This is a genomic window from Virgibacillus sp. DJP39, assembly GCF_049310925.1.
Taxonomy (GTDB): Bacteria; Bacillota; Bacilli; order Bacillales; family Amphibacillaceae; genus Virgibacillus_F.
In genome coordinates, this window is sequence record NZ_JBMERP010000202.1 from 1 (window position 1) to 688 (window position 688).

A 688-nucleotide genomic window follows, 5' to 3' on the forward strand; every position below is an offset into this window, starting at 1 on the left:
CTTACTGTACTTTCCTGTTATATGGCTGAATTGACTCGCTTTTGTTGCATGAGTATCTATTTTCTTTAAAGAAAGACCTTGATAACCTAGTTTTCGGTCAATTATTGTTAGTACCATTGCAGGAGCACGATTAGCTATTGATTTTCCAAACCTCTTTTTGCGGTTGATTTTACCATTTCTATTATTGTATGTGGTATTTTTTGCACGCTTTTGTAGAGATTGAAACCGCATCGTTTCAACTCGAATATCAGAACCAAGAGAAAGGATTTCATTAGCTATTTTTTCGTGTGACATTTTACGTTGAACAGCGATTTTGCGAAAAAGTTCTTTTCTTTTTTTGCGTAGTCTCTCGTACTTTTGAGAGTATATCCAAATTCGTCTACCTTTTTTAATTGTTCCATTTTCATTAAAATTATTAGGATTTGTACTTCGTTTAGACCTATCCATTTTACGCTGAATTCGTTTTAGTTCTTTTTCGTTAGTTTTACATGCTGGTGCGAGTTCTTGAAGTTGGACTTTCTCTTCACTACATATCGCAATAGTAGATGTACCAATATCTAATCCTACACGTTTTGTTTCGTCGTTAGAAATCTTACGATTTCTTTTCATTGGTGGATACCCTTCTTGGATAAGTTGAATAAAGTAGCGAACTTTTCCACGTACTTCACGTTTTAATATGCGAACGTAC

The 688-nt window shown here is 34.3% G+C and carries 1 pseudogene; it reads right to left on the reverse strand.

The annotated features are described in order from the left end of the window. Positions 1 to 609 (reverse strand): annotated as a pseudogene (locus tag ACOI1D_RS21805) (RNA-guided endonuclease TnpB family protein); the annotation flags it as partial. Positions 610 to 688: the final 79 nt, after the last annotated feature.